The organism is Chitinimonas violaceus, from assembly GCF_052601015.1.
Genome location: NZ_JBQXDJ010000005.1, coordinates 104,655 through 119,295, shown reverse-complemented (window position 1 = coordinate 119,295; position 14,641 = coordinate 104,655). Strand labels below are relative to the sequence as shown.

General features: G+C 54.4%; 17 protein-coding genes. 13 read left to right on the top strand and 4 right to left on the bottom strand.

The features are described 5' to 3' along the window. Together ACUHMQ_RS03315 and ACUHMQ_RS03310 are read left to right on the top strand one after the other, a co-directional pair. Positions 1-417: integrase core domain-containing protein (locus tag ACUHMQ_RS03315; RefSeq protein ID WP_445294024.1), on the top strand; the 417-nt coding region annotated here is incomplete at its 5' end. 180 nt (positions 418-597) lie between these two features. Beyond that, the gene (locus tag ACUHMQ_RS03310; RefSeq protein WP_445294023.1) at positions 598-1,104 is read left to right on the top strand and encodes a hypothetical protein; all 507 of its coding nucleotides are present in this window, start codon (positions 598-600) and stop codon (positions 1,102-1,104) included. Positions 1,105-1,204: 100 nt separating this feature from the next. Here ACUHMQ_RS03310 and aroG read toward each other — a convergent pair whose 3' ends face one another. From aroG to ACUHMQ_RS03295, 3 genes are all read right to left on the bottom strand, one after another. Beyond that, positions 1,205-2,266 carry a 3-deoxy-7-phosphoheptulonate synthase AroG gene (gene aroG, locus ACUHMQ_RS03305; protein WP_445294022.1) on the bottom strand — a complete coding sequence of 354 codons (1,062 nt, stop codon included), beginning with the start codon at positions 2,264-2,266 and terminating at the stop codon, positions 1,205-1,207. 379 nt (positions 2,267-2,645) lie between these two features. Next, positions 2,646-3,059: an RNA polymerase-binding protein DksA gene (dksA, locus tag ACUHMQ_RS03300; RefSeq protein ID WP_445294021.1), complete on the bottom strand. Its 414-nt coding sequence runs from the start codon at positions 3,057-3,059 to the stop codon at positions 2,646-2,648. A 178-nt stretch (positions 3,060-3,237) separates the two neighbouring features. Next, positions 3,238-3,543: a c-type cytochrome gene (locus ACUHMQ_RS03295; RefSeq protein WP_445294020.1), complete on the bottom strand. Its 306-nt coding sequence runs from the start codon at positions 3,541-3,543 to the stop codon at positions 3,238-3,240. A 235-nt stretch (positions 3,544-3,778) separates the two neighbouring features. Between ACUHMQ_RS03295 and ACUHMQ_RS03290 the strand changes: the two genes are divergently transcribed. Further along, positions 3,779-4,621: an energy transducer TonB family protein gene (locus ACUHMQ_RS03290; protein WP_445294019.1), complete on the top strand. Its 843-nt coding sequence runs from the start codon at positions 3,779-3,781 to the stop codon at positions 4,619-4,621. Between the two features lie 127 nt (positions 4,622-4,748). Here the strand turns inward: ACUHMQ_RS03290 and ACUHMQ_RS03285 are convergent, their stop codons facing one another. After that, on the bottom strand, positions 4,749-6,179 hold the full coding sequence (locus ACUHMQ_RS03285) for a PAS domain-containing protein (RefSeq protein ID WP_445294018.1): 1,431 nt from the start codon (positions 6,177-6,179) through the stop codon (positions 4,749-4,751). A 63-nt stretch (positions 6,180-6,242) separates the two neighbouring features. Here ACUHMQ_RS03285 and ruvC point away from each other — a divergent pair, with 63 nt between their 5' ends. The 10 genes from ruvC to ACUHMQ_RS03235 all read left to right on the top strand — a co-directional run bounded on the left by ruvC (position 6,243) and on the right by ACUHMQ_RS03235 (position 14,524). Further along, positions 6,243-6,776 (top strand): crossover junction endodeoxyribonuclease RuvC, encoded by a 534-nt coding sequence (gene ruvC / locus ACUHMQ_RS03280; protein ID WP_445294017.1) that lies wholly within the window; start codon positions 6,243-6,245, stop codon positions 6,774-6,776. Positions 6,777-6,865: 89 nt separating this feature from the next. Further along, on the top strand, positions 6,866-7,462 hold the full coding sequence (ruvA, locus tag ACUHMQ_RS03275; RefSeq protein ID WP_445294016.1) for a Holliday junction branch migration protein RuvA: 597 nt from the start codon (positions 6,866-6,868) through the stop codon (positions 7,460-7,462). A 299-nt stretch (positions 7,463-7,761) separates the two neighbouring features. Beyond that, positions 7,762-8,790, top strand: a complete 1,029-nt coding sequence (gene ruvB, locus ACUHMQ_RS03270) for a Holliday junction branch migration DNA helicase RuvB (protein WP_445294015.1) — start codon at positions 7,762-7,764, stop codon at positions 8,788-8,790. Positions 8,791-8,923: 133 nt separating this feature from the next. Next, complete coding sequence (gene tolQ, locus ACUHMQ_RS03265) at positions 8,924-9,598, top strand: protein TolQ (protein WP_445294014.1); 675 nt, start codon at positions 8,924-8,926, stop codon at positions 9,596-9,598. After that, positions 9,598-10,473: a TraB/GumN family protein gene (locus ACUHMQ_RS03260; RefSeq protein ID WP_445294013.1), complete on the top strand. Its 876-nt coding sequence runs from the start codon at positions 9,598-9,600 to the stop codon at positions 10,471-10,473. Before tolQ ends, ACUHMQ_RS03260 begins: the two co-directional genes overlap by 1 nt. 10 nt (positions 10,474-10,483) lie before the next feature. Continuing rightward, the gene (gene tolR, locus ACUHMQ_RS03255; protein ID WP_445294012.1) at positions 10,484-10,891 is read left to right on the top strand and encodes a protein TolR; all 408 of its coding nucleotides are present in this window, start codon (positions 10,484-10,486) and stop codon (positions 10,889-10,891) included. Continuing rightward, entirely contained in the window at positions 10,888-11,694 is an 807-nt protein-coding gene (locus ACUHMQ_RS03250; protein WP_445294011.1) for a TonB family protein, read from the top strand. The genes tolR and ACUHMQ_RS03250 overlap by 4 nt, the downstream gene beginning before the upstream one ends. A gap of 14 nt (positions 11,695-11,708) precedes the next feature. Further along, on the top strand, positions 11,709-13,013 hold the full coding sequence (tolB, locus tag ACUHMQ_RS03245) for a Tol-Pal system beta propeller repeat protein TolB (RefSeq protein WP_445294010.1): 1,305 nt from the start codon (positions 11,709-11,711) through the stop codon (positions 13,011-13,013). An 80-nt stretch (positions 13,014-13,093) separates the two neighbouring features. After that, the gene (pal, locus tag ACUHMQ_RS03240) at positions 13,094-13,615 is read left to right on the top strand and encodes a peptidoglycan-associated lipoprotein Pal (protein WP_445294009.1); all 522 of its coding nucleotides are present in this window, start codon (positions 13,094-13,096) and stop codon (positions 13,613-13,615) included. Between the two features lie 147 nt (positions 13,616-13,762). After that, positions 13,763-14,524 carry a YbgF trimerization domain-containing protein gene (locus ACUHMQ_RS03235; protein WP_445294008.1) on the top strand — a complete coding sequence of 254 codons (762 nt, stop codon included), beginning with the start codon at positions 13,763-13,765 and terminating at the stop codon, positions 14,522-14,524. Positions 14,525-14,641 lie beyond the last annotated feature (117 nt).

The window sequence follows — 14,641 nt, the reverse complement described above, 5'->3', positions numbered from 1 at the left end:
CTGTCTGGCTTGATTGCCACTGTGCCTTACACCATTCACACGATCTTGACAGACAACGGCATTGAGTTTGCCAAGCGGCAAGGCACAGAAGGCTACTGGGTGATTCCGTTTGATCGCCTCTGCCAAGCCCACCACATCGAACATCGGCTAACCAAGGTCTGCCATCCTTGGACCAATGGACAGGTCGAACGCATGAATCGGACGATCAAAGAGGCGACGGTCAAGCGTTACCACTATCAATCGCATGATCAGCTGAAATCGCATTTGCAGACGTTCCTGATGGCCTACAACTTTGCTCGTCGATTGAAAACATTGAAGGGGTTAACCCCTTATGAATATATCTGCAAAATCTGGGCAACCGAACCACAACGTTTCAGGATTGATCCGTTCCAGCACACTATGGGACTAAACACTTAGAATCTGTCTAAAGTCTCGCGAGCTAGGGCAAGACAAGGCGAAAACAGCTGAGGAAGCGGAGTTTACGAAGTGTAAATGAGCATTCCGAGGGTATTTTCAACGCCGTATTGCTGACGCACAGTAAACTTTAGACGGGTTCTTAAGACTTGTTTATCTGTATGGCTACTACACAGGTTTCGTATGCTGACTACCCACCTTGTCTGTGCTCCCGATGATCTGGCGACACCCGCTGTCGTGACGGAATGGCTAGTGCCTGCAGGTGTGTCGGTACTGGCAGATGAGCCACTTGTGCGGCTCGCTGTGGCGGGTGAAGTACATATCGTAATTACGCCGACAGCCGGTGTGGTGTTGGAGCATTGCGTAGCGATTGGCGAGCCTTTATCGGCAAGTGATTTGCTGGCCATGATTGAAGCAGACGAACCGGATTTCGGTGGTTTGTTGATCCCGGCGGAAGATGCCGCCGAGAACTTGGCTGTTCCGGCTTGCCGATTGGGGTATCGCCCATCACCCAGCAGTATCGACCCGGATGCGTTGGCAATGTGCGCAGCATTGGGGATAGCTCCCGATGAGGTGCCGGTAGGTGAGCGAGGCCAATTGGGGCGTATAGAAGTGGAACGTCACGTGCGGGCCGAACTCCGCAGGCTGGCTGCAATTCGCCGATTGTTGTCGACCGATGGGTTGGTTTGATGCCTGGAGTAAAGGAAAAACGCCGCGAATTGCGGCGTTTTTTATGGGGCTGTGGGCTTCTTGGTGCGAAGTTCCCTGTTGATCATGGCCCCAGAATATTTCAGCCTTTCCGGCTACGTCTGTCATCCACAGCCGCAGCCAGTCTACGTAGCAACGCAGCGCTATCGTCCCAGCCCAGGCAGGCATCGGTAATGCTGCAGGCGTATTTGAGGGGCCGACCTTCAATCAGGTCCTGGCGACCTTCATTGATGTGGCTTTCGATCATTACACCAAAAATGGCCTGATTACCTGCAGCTATCTGGCCTGCCACGTCTTCGCCAACCGTCATCTGCTTGCGGTAATCTTTGCTGCTGTTGGCATGGCTGAAGTCGATCATGATCTTTTCAGGCAAGCCTGCTGCGGCGACGTCCTTGGTCGCACTGGCGACGTGCGCAGCGTCAAAATTCGGGGACTTCCCACCCCGAAGAATCACATGGCAATCAGGGTTGCCTGCGGTGGCGACAATAGCGGAATGGCCGAATTTGGTAACCGATAGGAAGTGGTGCGGCACACTGGCTGAACGGATGGCATCGATTGCGATCTTCAAATTGCCGTCGGTGCCATTCTTGAAGCCGACCGGGCAGGAAAGGCCCGAAGCCAACTCGCGATGTACCTGTGACTCGGTGGTACGTGCGCCGATAGCGCCCCAGCTGATCAGGTCGGCAAAATATTGCGGCGTGATCATATCGAGGAATTCCGTCGACGCCGGCATGCCCATGTTGTTCAGGTCCAGCAACAACTTGCGCGCCATGCGCAGACCATTGTTGATGTCGAAGCTGCCATCAAGGTGTGGGTCATTGATCATGCCCTTCCAGCCAACGGTAGTACGCGGCTTTTCGAAATAGACGCGCATTACGATAACCAGGTCGCGGCTCAGCTCTTCACGCAGTGCCAACAGGCGTCCACCATAGTCGAGTGCGGCTTCCGGGTCGTGAATCGAACACGGACCAACAACCACCAACAGGCGATCGTCTTCACCGGTCAGGATACGATGGATGGCTTGTCGGGTCTGGAAAGTCGTGGTCGTTGCCACTTCGGTAACCGGATATTTCTCTACCGCCGCGATAGGCGGGAGCAATTCCTTGATTTCCTTGATGCGAACGTCGTCGGTCTGGAACAACATAATGGGCCGCTTGAGTGTGTATTCGGGAGCCAGCTAGGGTAGCGGCAGCCTTTAAGCTGTGCAAATAAGTTTGTTAAATGCTGGCCATAGGCAGCATTTATATGCTGAACATCGGATAAACGATGGATTTGTGAAGCAGAAGTACTGCAGGCTATTGCTGCAGACAGGCGAAGGGAGAGAATAAAGCGCACACTCGATGGATGCCTACTTGGGGATAACGAGTGCTGAAAGGAGGATGCCGCGACAGTGAGCCTTATCGGCTAAGGCTAAAAGGTAAGGTTGCTGCCTTACGTGTTTGGACGTCGCGTGAAGGTAAAACCGCCAACCCGGGAATGGCTGGCGGTTTTGAACTGATGGACGAACAACAACGTTGGTCGTATCAGTCTGCGTACTGCTTCTTCAGCCGTTCACGCCGTTCCTGCGCTTCTACCGTCAGCGATGCGGTTGGACGTGCCAGCAGTCTGGCAAGTCCAATCGGTTCACCGGTATCGTCGCAATAGCCATATTCGCCATCGTCGATTTTCTTGACGGTTGAATCGATCTTCAGCAGCAGCTTGCGCTCACGGTCACGCGTGCGCAGCTCCAGCGCGTACTCTTCTTCAAGAGTCGCGCGGTCAGCCGGATCTGGCGTTGCTTCCTGCTCTTGCAGGTGTTGGCTGGTGGCAGTGGCGTTGGCGAGCAACTCGGCCTTCATGTCGAGCAGACGCTGACGGAAGAACGCGAGGTGATCCTCGTTCATGTAGTCGTCGCCTTGCCACTTGAGGATATCTTCCTCGGTCAGTTTCTTGGCCATGGTGGTGCATCTCCACGCTGGTTGACGGGCATCCCGACCAATTATGTCGGAACGTTCCCAAAGTTGCGGGGCGCGAGCTTAACGGAGCAACTCCCCTCATTGCAACCACGAAAATTTGACTTCGCTAGCGAAGCCTTGCCCAGTAACAAAGCCGGCAATTCGGCCGGCTTTACGAAAATCACTTCTGACTCAAGACCCAATCCAGAATCACTTTCAGGTCTGCGTCACTAATCTGTTGGGCAGGCATTGGGATTTGTCCCCATACGCCCACGCCTCCTTTTTTTACTTTATCCGCCAGTTTATTGGCAGCGGTTTTGTCGTTACGATATTTAGACGCAACATCTTTATATGCCGGTCCAACGACTTTGGTGGCAACCTGATGGCAAGCCATGCAGTTGTATTTGGCTGCAAGTGCCTGGCCATTCGGCGCTGCAAGAGCGCTGGGCACAATGGCGGCCAACAGAGCGGCAAACAAAACTTTCATGAACTACTTCTCCTAGGGCCAAAGCAACATGGGAAGCTGGCCAAGCTGGTAAGTTAGCAGAAGATGTTAGCTCTGCTTAAGATGTGTTGCAATTCGCTTACCAGATAGGTGCAATTCGCTGTGCTACACTGCCGCGCGACTTGCCATCGTCATTCAACAGATAATGTCCATCGACAATTTAGACAACTCTACGTCTCCCCGCTCTCTCTTTGCGATAACCGTCATGACGTCGCTGATGCTGCACGCGCTAGTGATCATGATGGTGCGCTTCACGCCGCCTGACCCCAGCATCCTGTTTAATCGGATGCCGTTGGAGATTGTGCTGGTAAATGCTCGCTCGCTGCTCGCTCCAAAGAGCCCAGATGTACTGGCTCAAGCCAATCTGGATGGTGGTGGCAATACCGATGAAAAGCGTCGGGCCAAGAGTCCGTTGCCTGCCCAGAAAGTAGAGCAACCGACAGAAGTATTGGCGCAGGCAGCCAAACGTCAGGTGGAAGAAGAAACACGCCAGCGAAAGTTGGTGGATTCGTTGCGTAATGCACCCAGGTTATCGGCAGACGCGGCGAAGCAGACGCCTGCTTCATCCAGGCAAGGTGTGGACCTTCATGCATTGCGGCAACAGGCGAGTGAGATCGCCCGCCTGGAAGCGGAAATCAGCCGGGAGCAGGACATCTATAACCAGAGGCCGCGTAAAGCCTTTGTCGGCGCCCGCTCCAAGGCGGTTGTGGAAGCACGTTATGTTGATGATTGGCGCTTGAAGATAGAGCGTATTGGTAACCGGCTATTCCCCACCAATAAGCGTGGTGAGCGTTTGTATGGCCGTTTATTGGTTACCGTCGAGATTCATGCAGATGGGCGCAAGGTGTTGGTTGGGTTTGACCGCCGGCCTGGTTTTAGCTCAGACCCTGAGCTGGAAGCTGCGGCCCGGCGGATTGTAGAAAATTCGGCGCCATTTCCTCCATTGCCAACGGGTGTGGTTGACGCGTCTGGTAAGCCTGCGGATATTTTGTCGATTACCCGCACCTGGACTTTCCGTCGTGGTGGCGACAACAGCCTTGAACAGGTGTCTAGTAATTAAGAGCCTGTCTACGATCTTGCTGCGCAGCTTTGATTCGGGCTTCTGTACAGAAGTACAGCCGGTTTCTGCGCTACGCTTCACCCTGCTGACGGTTGCTCGCGACAGATCGTAAACAACTTCTAACGGACTAATGTTCGGGCAGGTCGCGCTGGGCGCCGGTGGAGATGAAGTTCGAACCTTCTTCGGCAAGACGGCGGGCCTGTTCCAAGGTGCGCTTCAAATGCGGAAGCGCACGACCGATTTCCTCTGGGTGTTTTTCTAGAAGCTGGGCAAGCTGGTGCAGTTGGGTCAATGGCTGAGCCAGGCCGGCGCAGATATTTTCGAGCAACTTCTCTTTGATCAGCGAATCCGCTTCCAGCGCTTCCATCTCTTTTTTGTACCGTGACTCACGCAACTTATAAGGCGCGATATCCTGAGCGATCAGGCTGTAGCCACGTAAGGCCCCCCCTTTTTTGTGTCCCAAAAGGGTAAGGACAACCGGCAAATTACGGCCGTCCCGGCTTAAGAGCGCCAATTCGCCATGCCAGCTGCCTTCGCTGGTCGCCAGTGGCAGGCAGGTTTGCAGGAAATGCGGTTGAGCCCATGGAGGCAGCAGATCGGTGATAAAGAGACTGTCCACGGCTTCCGGTTGGACTTTCAGCATCCGTTGGCCGGCCGGGTTCAGGTTGCGCAGTTTACCCGCGGTGTCAGCCCAGGCAATGGCATCCTGGCTGCGCTCGTACACCTCCTCGTATACGCTGTGTAGCTGCCGCATGTGCCGTTGGCTGTCCATGTCACGCAGGGACGTCAGTACACAGTCTCGGCCTGCATGGCGGATTGGGCTGCTGACTGCTTCAACCCAACGTGAATCGCCATCGCGTGGCGTAATCATCCAGTCATAACGTTGGGTGAGCCCCTCTCTTACTGCTTCGATATGACGGGCTTCGGCACGCGCATCGAAACCTTCGGTGTAGGCAGAAAAGTCACTTAGGCGTTGGCGCAGCAACTCGGCTCTACCGCAGGCCAGCAGGGCAAGCGTGGCGGCATTGGCATCCAGAATATCGAGGGTGTTTGCATCGCGTACCAGCAATGCATCGGCAGCGGCGGTGAAAACCGTGTTGCCAAAGTCGTGACGTATCGCCGAGGTTGAAGGGGTTGGTGTGGGTGTGACCAGGCAGTCTATGCGAATTGGCTCGCCAGCTGCGTTGCTGATAAGCCGGCATTGCTGACAAACCCAGGTGAGATCGCCTTCTTCGCTGACAAGGCGGTAAGTCAATAAAATCCTGTCTTGCCCATCTACGCGTAGTTTATCGAGACTCATCCAGACGGTGGCTTTGTCATCAGGGTGAATCGCTTCCAGCCAGAAATTCGGATGATCGCGCAGCATTGCTGCGGGTTCACCGTACAGCTCGGTGGTAGAGGAGGACAGATAAAGCAGCTTGTCACGGCTGGGTGTTAACGCAAACAATACAGCCCGCAGGTTGGTAAAGATGGCGCGGCTATGCTTGAAACCCTCTGCAATCGTGGATTCTGAGAGGGTAGGGCTGTTCGGGAAATACTTTCGGATGTTTACGCTCATGTCATGAAGCGCTATGAAAGGGGGCGGAAGATATAATCGCCAGCATAGCACTGCAACCTAAACTTGGAGTTCTCCCCTATCCGTATCCTTGGTATTGATCCCGGCTTGCGTACGACGGGCTTTGGCGTGATTGAAGCGCAGGGGCAGTCTCGCGTTTATGTTGCTAGTGGTTGCATCCGTAGTGGCGAGGGCAGTTTGCCCGAACGTCTTCACGTATTGCTGAAAGGTGTACGGGAGGTCTGCGATCATTATCGGCCGCAGCAGGCCGCTATTGAGCAGGTCTTCGTCAATGTGAACCCACAGTCCACCTTGCTGCTCGGGCAGGCTCGTGGTGCGGCGATTTCAGCGTTGGTGCTGGCTGGCTTGCCGGTGGCGGAATATACGGCCTTGCAAGTCAAACAGGCCGTAGTGGGAAATGGTCATGCGGCGAAGGAGCAGGTCAGCCATATGGTGCAGCGGCTGCTCAGCTTGAATGGCGAGCCCCAGGCCGATGCTGCAGATGCCCTGGCTTGTGCGCTTGCCCATGCGAGCCATGCTACGGGTGGGCTGGCGACGGTTGGCATGAAGTCTCGACGGGGGCGCTGGGTTTCCCTTTAACTTTTTTGAGTTGTTTCACGGTCGCACAGCGGCATCGTGAGCAGGTCCTAGTCTTTTATTCTCGAACTCGATTTGATAGAAAGTCCGCCATGATCGGCAAACTGACCGGCACGTTGCTGGAGAAGCACCCTCCCCATATTTTGCTGGATGTTCACGGAGTGGGTTACGAGCTGGATGTGCCAATGTCCACGCTGTACGTCTTGCCGCATGCTGGAGAGCTTGCTTCGCTGTATGTGCACTTCGTGGTGCGTGAAGATGCTCAGCTTTTATACGGCTTTGCCAGCCGGACTGAACGTGAAACCTTTCGCCAATTGGTCAAGGTAAGTGGTATCGGCCCAAAGATCGCACTGGCGGTGTTATCTGGTATGACGGCGGATGAACTTGCTACGGCCGTGGAGGGGGAGGACGCCGCCCGCCTTGCCAAAGTACCAGGCATCGGTAAGAAAACGGCCGAGCGTTTGGTGCTGGAGTTGCGTGGCAAGCTGGTAGGGACAACGCCTCTGCAAGCCAAGGTTGCAACTACCCTGTTTGCAGTGCAGGCAAGTGCGAAGGACGATGTCGCCAATGCGCTGCTGGCACTTGGCTACAACGCCAAGGAAGCGGAGGCCGCCATCAAGCAGTTGCCGGAAGAGATAGGTGTCAACGACGGTATTCGCCAGGCCCTGAAGTCTTTGGCCAAGGTGTAGCCATTGTGATTGCAGGTCTTTGATAAGAAAGTGAAAGCAATGTTGTGCGCAGCAGTGCAAAATGTCGCAATGCATGGCGAAATACTAGCGACCGTCACAGATATTTTAGAAATCCATCGAACCTGTTCAAAGTCTTGCGAGCTCGGATAAGGTAAGGCGAAAACTTCTGAAGAGGTAGGGTCTACACAGGGTAAATGCGCATTCCGAGAATGGCTTTTACGTTGTATTTACTATGATTTGCGAGATTTTGAACAAAGCATTTGGTTGCTTCCCTAATAGCATACCCAGACAGTGAAATAATGATTCAGTCCGATAATCTTGCCAGTACTACGGAACGCATTGTTGCGCCCAGTCGCCAGTCCAGCCAGGAGGAAGCGTTGGAGCGGGCGTTGCGGCCCAAGCAGTTGGACGAGTATGTGGGGCAGGAAAAAGCGCGTGGCCAGTTGGAGATTTTTATCCAGGCAGCCAAGCAACGCGGTGAAGCGCTAGACCATGTGCTTTTGTTCGGGCCGCCTGGCCTTGGCAAAACAACGCTTGCCAATATCATTGCCCGTGAGCTTGGTGTGAATTTGCGCCAAACCTCTGGCCCGGTGTTGGAGCGCGCGGGTGATTTGGCTGCCATGCTGACCAATCTTGAACCGCATGATGTGCTGTTTATTGACGAGATTCATCGTCTCTCGCCGGTTGTTGAGGAAATTCTTTACCCTGCGTTGGAAGATTTTCAACTCGACATCATGATCGGTGAAGGCCCGGCTGCAAGATCGGTGAAGCTGGACCTGCCGCCCTTCACCCTGGTTGGCGCAACCACGCGGGCAGGGATGTTGACCAATCCATTGCGTGATCGCTTCGGTATTGTGGCCCGCTTGGAGTTTTACACGCCTGAAGAGTTGACCCGTATTGTTACGCGGTCCGCAGCATTGCTCAATGTACGTATCGACGAGCAGGGGGCATTTGAAGTGGCAAGGCGTTCCCGAGGTACGCCGCGGATTGCGAACCGGTTGCTAAGGCGTGTGCGGGATTTCGCTGAGGTGAAATACGATGGCCATGTCAGCCGTGAAGTGGCCGATGCGGCCTTGTCCATGCTGGATGTGGATCATGCCGGGCTGGATGTCATGGACCGGAAATTGCTCTCTGCGGTAATCGAGAAGTTTGGAGGCGGTCCTGTTGGGTTGGATAATGTCGCTGCAGCAATTGGTGAAGCGTCCGATACCATCGAAGACGTGCTGGAACCCTACCTGATACAGCAGGGTCTACTGCAGCGTACCCCGAGAGGGCGGATGGCTACACTGATCGCCTATGAACACTTTGGGCTTAAGCCGGCGGAATAATCAGCTGTTGCTGAGCGTACTGCGATTAATTGTTGTTCAGCTTGTGCTCAGCTTTAGTACCTAATAATGTGCGGTTCCACATTTTGGATACGCACCAGAATCAATCAGAAGGAAAGTCCGTTTGGAAGCTTCATTGACTCAAAACAATATGTCCATCTTCAGCCTGATCAGTGACGCCAGTTTGGCGGTACAGCTGGTTATGCTGGTGCTCTTGGTGTTATCACTGATGTCATGGTGGTTTATCTTCTCCAAGTGGTTTGGTTTGAACCATGCTCGGAAGAGAACCGACAGCTTTGAAACTGCATTCTGGAGTGGATCGGATCTGAATTCCCTGTACCAGCAGATCAATCGTGAAGGTCATGGTGTGGGGATGGAAAAGGTATTCGAAGCCGGATTTGCCGAGTTTCTGAAACTACGCCGTCAAACCGGGCTCGACTTGAGCGATTTGATGGATGGTACCCGTCGCGCCATGAAGGCCGCTTTCCAGCGGGAAGTGGACCGCCTTGATGCGCATGCCAACTTCCTGGCTACTGTGGGCTCGATTTCTCCTTATATCGGCCTTTTTGGCACGGTGTGGGGGATCATGAATGCGTTTCTGGGCTTGTCGAACGTGGGGCAGGCTACTTTGTCCCATGTCGCGCCTGGCATTGCAGAAGCCTTGGTGGCGACGGCTATCGGCTTGTTTGCAGCTATTCCGGCAGTGGTGGCATACAACCGGTTTGCCCACGATGTGGATAAGCTGGCGAACCGCTTTGAAAGCTTCATGGAAGAGTTTTCCAACATCCTGCAACGACAGGCGGCCAGATAGTGCTGCAGCGATTAGTGCGCCAGTTACTGATCGGCCTGCTGGCGCTGACTGCGCTAGCGGCGCAGGCAGGCGGGTTGTTTCTGTGGGAAGCGGAAAATGCTGGTAAGCGGGTCTGGTTGCTGGGTTCCATTCATGTGGGCAAGCTAGACTTCTATCCTCTGCCCGAGCCTATGGAAGCGGCTTATGTCCAAGCGGATCGTGTGGTTGTTGAAGCGGACATCAGCGACCCGAGCGTAATGAAAACGCTGCTGCCTCAGGCGCTGTTGCCAGAATCGAAATCGGTAAGTGACTTCCTGACCCCGGACCAGAACCAGCAGCTCGACATCGTGTTGAAGCAGTTGTCCTTGCCCCGTAAGCATGTTGAGAGGATGAAGCCCTGGTTGTTGGCAATATCGTTATCGGCAGTCGGTATGCAAGCCCAGGGTTTTTTGCCCCAGCATGGTGTGGACATGCATTTTCTGCAACGTGCCAAGCAGGATAAAAAAGTGGTGGCGGAGCTGGAGTCTCTTCAGGGCCAGTTTGCGGTCATGAACGGCTTTACAGATGAAGAGGCCGTCGCCTTACTGGATGCCACGACAGGCACCTTGGCGCGCAATGAAATGAAGTCGCTGCTGGAGGAGATGGTTGAAGCGTGGCGAAACGGAGACAGTGAGCGCATGCAAGCGCTGCTTGAGGCCAGCCAGCCAGATACACCTGCTCTGCGCAGTATGAATGAGAAGCTATTTGCCCGGCGTAACCGTGCAATGGTCGAGAAAATCATCAACCTGGCTGGGACAGGTGTTCCGCTCGTGATTGTCGGTGCAGGCCATCTGGTTGGTCCCGATAGCATCCTGGCCTTGTTGCAAGCACGCGGTTTCCGCGTCAAACAATATTGAGAAGCGAGATATGGCTCGTCGTGTTCGCCGCATCAAGGCGGAAATCAATGTAGTGCCCTATATCGATGTGATGTTGGTGCTGTTGGTTATTTTTATGGTCGCCGCGCCGATGTTGCAGCCTGGCGTGGTGAATCTGCCATCGGTGGACAAGGCAGATCGTGCGTTGGATGTGAAACCAATCCGGGTGGAAGTTGATGCCAAGGGCACGTTGATTCTGGCGGATGGTGCAGAGAAAACTGAAATTGCGGATGCAGATGCCTTGGTGGTGGCGGTGAAAGCCCGCACGGTAAGCCAAGCTCGTCCGGTGGTGATTGCAGCCGATAAAGAAGTCCGTTACGACGCGGTGATTCAGGTAATGAATGCTTTGAAGAAGAACGGCGTGGATCGCGTCGGTCTGGCGGTGCAGCCTCAAAAATGAGCCATACAGATCGACTCGAGGAGCATCGAGCGCTCTCTTTTGTGCTGGCGGTGCTGATGCATGGTCTGATAGCAGCTATGCTGTTTTTCGGATTGCAATGGCATACCAAGCCGGCTGCGCCGACGCAGGTGGAATTGTGGGCTGGCGAGTTGGAGGCGTCTCCAAAGCCAGAAACAGAGGTGCGGCCAACGCCACCTACGCCGCGCCATGTGAATGAACCTGAGACGCAACACACGAAGCGCCCGGATATTGCAGAGGAAAAGCCAAAGCCGGTAAAACAGCCGGAAAAGCTTAAACCGGAACCTAAACCAGAGCCGGTAAAGAAAGTCGAACCGCCCAAGCAGCCGGAACAGAAAAAGCCGGAACCTCAGCCTAGCAAAACTTCTCCCAAGACTGAGAGTGGGCAAGGCAAGCTGGAAAGCGATAAGGCTGGTAAGTTGAAGGCTCCGCCTATTGATGCAAGTGCAGCGCTTAATGCGTTGGAGAAGCGTCAGCAGGCTGCGGAAGCGAGTGCAGCGGCCAAGGCTTTCGAGCAGTACATGGAATTGGTGCGGAATAAAATCCGTCGCAACATGAGTTACCCCGACGATGGCGCTGGTAATCCGGAAGCTGAGTTTGAAGTGCGTTTGTTACCGGATATGACTGTGCTGGATGCAAAGTTGATCCGTAGCAGTGGCAGTGCAGCATTTGATGAGGCTGCCTTGCGTGCTATTTTGCGTGCAGCCCAGTATCCGCCATTGCCCGCAGAGGTCGAGTTCCGTACATTGCGGCAACATAAACTGAAATATCGACTAAAACCTTAGGCCAACGATTGAATATGTCTCTGATCAAGCTGCCTCGCATCCTGTATGTATTTGCTCTGCTGGCATTCTTTACTGCCTGGGCTGATGTGACCATTGAGGTAACCGGTGCTGGCGCTCGCCAGTTTCCAATTGCCGTGGCTGACATGGCGGGTGAAGCGCAGCTTAAAGAGCCAATCACTGCGGTGATTCGTGCTGACTTGGCGCGCAGTGGCCGCTTCAATTTGGTTGAGACGGGTGGCGTGGTGCCGTCGGAATCGCCTTTGGTTGAGCTGCCGGTTTGGCGTGACAGAGGGGCCGACAGCCTTACCGTCGGTTCGGTAAGGGTGGATGCCGCTGGTTTGACATACATTCGCCTCCGGGTTTTTGACAACCTCGGCCAGAAACACCTGGCCAGTTTCGAGATTGTTGCCAAGCCAAACCAGCTGCGCCGTGCAGCTCATCAACTTGCCGATCAGATCTATGAATTGTTGACGGGTGATAAAGGCGTGTTTGCTACCCGCATCGCTTTTGTCCAGAAGCAGGGTAAGCGTTTCAGTTTGCAGATTGCAGATGCGGATGGTCAGAACCCGCAGACAGTGGTGGCCGCAAACGAGCCCATCATGTCCCCAAGCTGGTCGCCTGATGGCGGTCGTCTGGCATATGTCAGTTTTGAGCGCAGGAAGCCAGTTGTCTTTGTGCAGGATTTATATGCGGGCACCCGTAAGGCAGTTGCTGCTTTCAAAGGCAGTAACAGTGCGCCGGCCTGGTCACCTGATGGGCGCAGTCTTGTGGTGACGTTGACGCTGGATGGTATCTCCCAGCTTTATCTGATACCGGCCGAGGGCGGTGCGCAGCGGCGTATTCAGCGTAGCCCGGGTATTGATACCGAGGCAACGTTTTCACCAGATGGTCAGTCTATTGTCTTTACCTCTGACCGTGGCGGCAGCCCTCAGCTTTATCGTGCGTCGCTGCTGGGCGGTGATGCAGAACGTATCAGCTTTGAGGGCAGTTATAATGTCTCGCCGCATTATTCTGCCGATGGAAAGACGCTGACATTTATTCGGCGCGAGACGGGTGGTTTCCGGGTTGCGACATTGGATTTGAGCAATCGCCAGACTTTGACGCTGAGTAGTGGCAGCTATGACGAATCGCCGAGTTTTGCACCCAATGGCAAAATGATTCTGTATGCCTCTGAAGTTGGTGGTCGTGGAACGTTGGCAACGGTGTCGAGCGATGGCCTGGTCAAACAACGTTTGATGGCCGAGGGCGATGTGCGTGAGCCAGCGTGGGGGCCGTATGCTGGCCAGCTTCCGCTCACTCGTCTACCTTTCAACCCCTAAAGCCCACGCGTACTTCAAAGTCCGCTAAGCTATTTGATTTTGCGGCTTTTTGCCTAATTACACTCAAGGAGAAACCCTTCATGATGAAAAAGACACTTGCCAGCGCGACTTTGCTCGCCCTGTTGACTGCATGTGCCAGCACGCCAGCACCTGCTCCGACTCCTGAGCCTGTGCAGGTGGATACCAAGCCTGCAACACCGGTCGACAATACTTACAAGCCAGTCGAGCCAGCCAAACTGGACCCGCTGAAGGATCCGTCGAACGTGCTGTCCAAGCGTGGTGTGTACTTTGACTACGATAAGTACGATGTCCGTGCCGACCAGGCTGCGTTGGTAGAGGCTCATGGCCGTTACCTCGCTTCCAACCCAGGCCGTTCGATGCGTATCGAAGGTAACGCTGACGAGCGCGGCAGCCGTGAATACAACCTGGCGTTGGGCCAGAAGCGTGCTGAAGCCGTACGCCGTGCTCTGAGCACTGTCGGCGCTCAGGACAAGCAAGTCGAAGCCATCAGCAATGGCGAAGAAAAGCCACGTGCTACCGGTCATGACGAAGGCAGTTATGCTGAGAACCGTCGTGCTGATATGGTTTACGACGGCGAGTAAGCTCTGGTGCTTTGCTAGAGGAGCTTAGGACCTATTTAATGATCTTGCTGTTGACCGTGCAACCGGTTTTTGCGGCAGATGGAATAGGTTCGAAGTCAAATAGCGCCCCGTGCTCTTGTACGGGGCGTTTTATCATGGAGTCCAAGCATGCTGAACCGGCTACTACCTTTTGCCTTGCTGAGTGCGCTGGCCCTACCTGGCCATGCGGGTTTGTTTGATGACGATGAAGCGCGTAAACAGATTTCCGAGATTCGTAATCAACACGAAAACCGGCTAAATGAGCAGCAACGCCGCATTGACCAGATTGATAGCCGCAGTGGTCAAAAATTGGTCGAGGTGTTGGGCCAGATGGGGGAGTTGAATCAGCAGATTGCCCAGTTGCGTGGGCAGCTGGAAGTGATCACATTCAATTTACAGAATCTGCAGAAGCGCCAGCAGGATTTGTATGTGGACCTTGATGGCAGGTTGCGGGCGATAGAAGAGGGTGTGCCGTCCGGGGGTAACCCTTTATCGCATGCACGTAGTGCCCAGTCAGAGGCTGAGGCTGCGACAGCCTATGAGGCAGCCTACGGTCTGTATCGTGAGGGTAAGCTTAAGCCCGCCATGGCTGCGCTAAACGAAGTCAGCAGCAAGTATGCTGGGACACAGGCAGCACCAAATGCCCTGTTCTGGCTGGGTATGGCCCATGCCCGTTTGGGTGATGGCAAGGGGGCATTGGTGTCGTTCCGTAAACTTGTCGACGGGTATCGTGATCACGCCAAGGCGCCCGATGCTTTGCGCGCCATGGGTAGCCTGCAGTTAGATATGGGTGACCGAAAGACTGCTGCCAAAACCTTTAAAGAACTGGTAACCAGCTATCCGGGTACGGAAGCAGCCAAGGAAGCAGAAAAAGAACTTAAGAAGCTGTAATTCTCGTTATGGGTCAGCCCCGATACATAGTTGCTTATATTCTGTGCGGGGCATTTGGGTAGCACACAAGCTCCATGCATTGGCATAGTCGTATCGTGAGCAGACTTAGTTCTTCGG